Source organism: Pedobacter sp. N36a, assembly GCF_014472395.1.
GTDB lineage: Bacteria > Bacteroidota > Bacteroidia > Sphingobacteriales > Sphingobacteriaceae > Pedobacter.
Genome location: NZ_JACSZW010000028.1, coordinates 1 through 5,510, shown reverse-complemented (window position 1 = coordinate 5,510; position 5,510 = coordinate 1). Strand labels below are relative to the sequence as shown.

The 5,510-nt window shown below is 47.5% G+C and carries 2 tRNA genes and 3 rRNA genes; all 5 read left to right on the top strand.

The window, feature by feature from the left end:
• The first annotated feature begins 327 nt into the window (after positions 1-327).
• Positions 328-1,849: ribosomal RNA gene (locus tag H9X96_RS22275) — 16S ribosomal RNA — on the top strand.
• Between the two features lie 174 nt (positions 1,850-2,023).
• A tRNA-Ile gene (locus H9X96_RS22270) sits at positions 2,024-2,097 on the top strand.
• 14 nt (positions 2,098-2,111) lie between these two features.
• A tRNA-Ala gene (locus H9X96_RS22265) sits at positions 2,112-2,185 on the top strand.
• Positions 2,186-2,403: 218 nt separating this feature from the next.
• Positions 2,404-5,284: ribosomal RNA gene (locus H9X96_RS22260) — 23S ribosomal RNA — on the top strand.
• A gap of 108 nt (positions 5,285-5,392) precedes the next feature.
• Positions 5,393-5,504 (top strand): 5S ribosomal RNA (gene rrf / locus H9X96_RS22255).
• The 16S, 23S and 5S rRNA genes sit together here with 2 tRNA genes alongside, the layout of an rRNA operon.
• The last annotated feature ends 6 nt before the right edge of the window (positions 5,505-5,510 follow it).

Here is a 5,510-nt window from a genome sequence, read left to right as displayed (position 1 = left end):
TTCAAATAAAGCTTGACAATAACAAAAAGATTTCTACCTTTGCAGTCCCAACAAAAACGGGGGTTACTAAACGGAGTTTAGTAACAAAAACAAAAAGACTGAAACAATCGAAAATCGATTGCAACATATAAAGAAGATCCGTGAGGTGATTCGAGAAGTTCATTAAAGAGATGTCATTTATAAACGTAGCGAGGTACGATAGTACAGTTTCAAAGTACATGAAAACCAACGCTATTATTTCGAGTCAGAAACTGACAGACAATACAAAAAAGAATAAAGACTATTATTAACAAGTTAAGAATGGTCAGCGTTCAAACACAACATTTTACAATGGAGAGTTTGATCCTGGCTCAGGATGAACGCTAGCGGCAGGCCTAATACATGCAAGTCGAACGATACCGAGAGGCTTGCTTCTCGGGAAAGTGGCGCACGGGTGCGTAACGCGTATGCAACCTACCTCAATCAGGGGGATAGCCCGAAGAAATTCGGATTAACACCGCATAAAATCACAGGATAGCATTATCTAATGATCAAATATTTATAGGATTGAGATGGGCATGCGTGTCATTAGTTAGTTGGCGAGGTAACGGCTCACCAAGACCACGATGACTAGGGGATCTGAGAGGATGACCCCCCACACTGGTACTGAGACACGGACCAGACTCCTACGGGAGGCAGCAGTAAGGAATATTGGTCAATGGAGGCAACTCTGAACCAGCCATGCCGCGTGCAGGAAGACAGCCCTCTGGGTCGTAAACTGCTTTTATTCGGGAATAAACCTACTTACGTGTAAGTAGCTGAATGTACCGAAGGAATAAGGATCGGCTAACTCCGTGCCAGCAGCCGCGGTAATACGGAGGATCCAAGCGTTATCCGGATTTATTGGGTTTAAAGGGTGCGTAGGCGGCTTATTAAGTCAGGGGTGAAAGACGGTGGCTCAACCATCGCAGTGCCCTTGATACTGATGAGCTTGAATACACTAGAGGTAGGCGGAATGTGACAAGTAGCGGTGAAATGCATAGATATGTCACAGAACACCGATTGCGAAGGCAGCTTACTATGGTGTTATTGACGCTGAGGCACGAAAGCGTGGGGATCAAACAGGATTAGATACCCTGGTAGTCCACGCCCTAAACGATGAATACTCGCTGTTAGCGATACACAGTTAGCGGCTAAGCGAAAGCGTTAAGTATTCCACCTGGGGAGTACGGTCGCAAGATTGAAACTCAAAGGAATTGACGGGGGCCCGCACAAGCGGAGGAGCATGTGGTTTAATTCGATGATACGCGAGGAACCTTACCCGGGCTTGAAAGTTAGTGAATCATTTAGAGATAGATGAGTGAGCAATCACACGAAACTAGGTGCTGCATGGCTGTCGTCAGCTCGTGCCGTGAGGTGTTGGGTTAAGTCCCGCAACGAGCGCAACCCCTATGTTTAGTTGCCAGCACGTTAAGGTGGGGACTCTAAACAGACTGCCTGTGCAAACAGAGAGGAAGGAGGGGACGACGTCAAGTCATCATGGCCCTTACGTCCGGGGCTACACACGTGCTACAATGGATGGTACAGAGGGCAGCAAGCTGGCAACAGCAAGCAAATCTCAAAAAGCCATTCACAGTTCGGATAGAGGTCTGCAACTCGACCTCTTGAAGTTGGATTCGCTAGTAATCGCGTATCAGCAATGACGCGGTGAATACGTTCCCGGGCCTTGTACACACCGCCCGTCAAGCCATGGAAGTTGGGGGTACCTAAAGTATGTAACCGCAAGGAGCGTCCTAGGGTAAAACCGATAACTGGGGCTAAGTCGTAACAAGGTAGCCGTACCGGAAGGTGCGGCTGGAATACCTCCTTTCTGGAGTAGTTCAGACTACTCGCTACGTAAATGATATAAATGACAATAAAATCTCAAAAGAAAAACCCATAGAATGAAGCATCATAAGTGTTTCTGACTAGGCGAGGGAGTTGATGAGGCTACAAGGATTGTGAATGAGACACCTCAGAACAATGACTTAGCTGAATTTAACCTAGTCCCGTAGCTCAGTTGGTTAGAGCACTACACTGATAATGTAGGGGTCAGCAGTTCAAATCTGCTCGGGACTACATATATACTCTAAGGGGGATTAGCTCAGCTGGCTAGAGCGCCTGCCTTGCACGCAGGAGGTCAACGGTTCGACTCCGTTATTCTCCACATTACCCGGTCTAAATACGAGAGACCATAAATATAATTGCCAGGAGGCAATTAGGGGAACTAAAGTTCTTTGACATATTGGAAGAAGTTAATAAAGAAGAGCAAACAACAATAGAGACGTTGTTAGCTTTAAGGGATGTATTAAGCAATTAGGACAGACCGAAAAGATAACGACAATCAAAAAAAGCATTTCCATAGGCGCAAAAGGCTATGGAGAGAAGAAAGTAAATAAGAGCACACAGGGGATGCCTTGGCTCTCAGAGGCGATGAAGGACGTGATAAGCTGCGATAAGCTTCGGGTATTAGCAAATATGAATTAATCCGGAGATTTCCGAATGGGGAAACCTAGCTAGTTGAAGACTAGTTGTACAATGTACGCAAACCTGCCGAACTGAAACATCTAAGTAAGCAGAGGAAGAGAAAATAATAATGATTTCCTAAGTAGTGGCGAGCGAAAGGGAAAGAGCCCAAACCAGTTATGTTACGGCATATCTGGGGTTGTAGGACTACGATATGGCATTAGTTAAATGAAGTGGAACAGGATGGGAAGCCTGGCAATATAGAGTGAGAGCCTCGTACACGTAAGTAAGACTAGTCTAGTAGTATCCTGAGTACCGCGAGGTCGGAGACGCCTTGTGGGAATCTGCCGGCACCATCCGGTAAGGCTAAATACTCCTGAGAGACCGATAGTGAACCAGTACCGTGAGGGAAAGGTGAAAAGAACCCCGAACAGGGGAGTGAAATAGAACCTGAAACTGTGTGCTTACAAGCGGTCGGAGCGTCCAGGTGGCGTGACGGCGTGCCTTTTGCATAATGAGCCTACGAGTTACTCTTCTCTGGCAAGGTTAAGTGTTTAAGACACGCAGCCGCAGCGAAAGCGAGTCTGAATAGGGCGTATAGTCAGGGGAGGTAGACGCGAAACCTTGTGATCTACCCATGGACAGGTTGAAGGTGCGGTAACACGTACTGGAGGACCGAACCGATAAACGTTGAAAAGTTTCCGGATGATCTGTGGGTAGGGGTGAAAGGCTAATCAAACTGGGAAATAGCTCGTACTCCCCGAAATGTTTTTAGGAACAGCGTGGTGGTTAAGTTATATAGAGGTAGAGCTACTGATTGGGTGCGGGGGAGTCAAATCCTACCAAATCCAGACAAACTCCGAATGCTATATAATATACACTGCAGTGAGGCCCGGGGTGCTAAGGTCACGGGCCGAGAGGGAAAGAACCCAGACCATCAGCTAAGGTCCCCAAGTTATAGTTAAGTTGAACTAACGAGGTCCGATTGCATAGACAGCTAGGATGTTGGCTTGGAAGCAGCCATTCATTTAAAGAGTGCGTAACAGCTCACTAGTCGAGCGATCGGGCATGGATAATAAACGGGCATTAAACTATACACCGAAGCTATGGGTAATATTAAATATTACGGTAGGGGAGCATTCCAGCGGCAGCGAAGTTATGACGTAAGTTGTGGTGGAGCTTCTGGAAAAGCAAATGTAGGCATAAGTAACGATAAGGCGGGAGAGAAACCCGCCCACCGAAAGGATAAGGTTTCCTGATCAACGCTAATCGGATCAGGGTTAGTCGGGGCCTAAGGAGAACCCGAAGGGGAAATTCGATGGACAACTGGTTAATATTCCAGTACTTTTTATAACTGCGATGTGGGGACGGAGTAGTGACACTGCCGCGATCTGACGGAATAGATCGTTAAAGGGCGTAGGTATTAGGACTGTAGGCAAATCCGCAGACCTAGCTGAAACCCGATAGTACTGCAAACCTTCGGGGGCGTAGATAGCGCAGGTAATCAGACTTCCAAGAAAAACCGCTAAGCTTCAGGTTATAAAAACCCGTACCGCAAACCGACACAGGTATCCGGGAAGAGAATTCTAAGGTGCTCGAGTGAATCATGGCTAAGGAACTCGGCAAAATGGCCCTGTAACTTCGGGAGAAGGGGCGCTGGTAGCAATATCAGCCGCAGTGAAAAGGCCCAGGCGACTGTTTAACAAAAACACATGGCTTTGCAAAATCGAAAGATGAAGTATAAGGCCTGACACCTGCCCGGTGCTGGAAGGTTAAGAGGGGATGTCATCTGTTAAAGGAGAAGCATTGAATCGAAGCCCCAGTAAACGGCGGCCGTAACTATAACGGTCCTAAGGTAGCGAAATTCCTTGTCGGGTAAGTTCCGACCTGCACGAATGGTGTAACGATCTGGGCGCTGTCTCAGCCATGAGCTCGGTGAAATTGTGGTCCCGGTGAAGACGCCGGGTACCCGCAACGGGACGGAAAGACCCCATGCACCTTCACTACAATTTAACATTGACATTGGATACAAGATGTGTAGGATAGGTGGGAGACTGTGAAGCGGCATCGCTAGGTGTTGTGGAGTCAACGTTGAAATACCACCCTTTTTGTATTCGGTGTCTAACCCCTTTCGGGGGGGACATTGTTTGATGGGTAGTTTGACTGGGGTGGTCGCCTCCAAAAAGGTAACGGAGGCTTTCAAAGGTAAGCTCAATACGCTTGGTAACCGTATGAGGAGTGCAATAGCATAAGCTTGCTTGACTGTGAGGCAGACAAGCCGAGCAGGGTCGAAAGACGGATATAGTGATCCGGTGGTTCTGCATGGAAGGGCCATCGCTCAAAGGATAAAAGGTACGCTGGGGATAACAGGCTGATCTCCCCCAAGAGCTCATATCGACGGGGAGGTTTGGCACCTCGATGTCGGCTCGTCACATCCTGGGGCTGGAGAAGGTCCCAAGGGTTCGGCTGTTCGCCGATTAAAGTGGCACGCGAGCTGGGTTCAGAACGTCGCGAGACAGTTCGGTCCCTATCTGTTGTGGGCGTAGGAATTTTGAGTGGGGCTGACCTTAGTACGAGAGGACCGGGTTGGACTAACCTCTAGTGAATCTGTTGTTCCGCCAGGGGCATTGCAGAGTAGCTACGTTGGGAATAGATAAGCGCTGAAAGCATCTAAGTGCGAAACTAGCCACGAGATGAGAATTCCATATAGGACCGTAGCAGACTACTACGTTGATAGGTTACAGATGTAAAGGTGGTGACATCAAAGTCGAGTAATACTAATCATCCGAAGCTTTCAAGAGCAATAAACTGTTGTTTGTTCTTCATAATAACTTCTTTCAATAATATGTCACTGTTTGTGAATGGACCAAAAAGAAAGGTTCAGAATAAAAGCAAACAATAAAAATATTTAGGTGCCTATATCGGCGGTGTCTACCTCTTCCCATTCCGAACAGAGAAGTCAAGCCCGCCAGAGCCGATGGTACTGCGGTAACACGTGGGAGAGTAGGTCGGTGCCAAATCTTAAA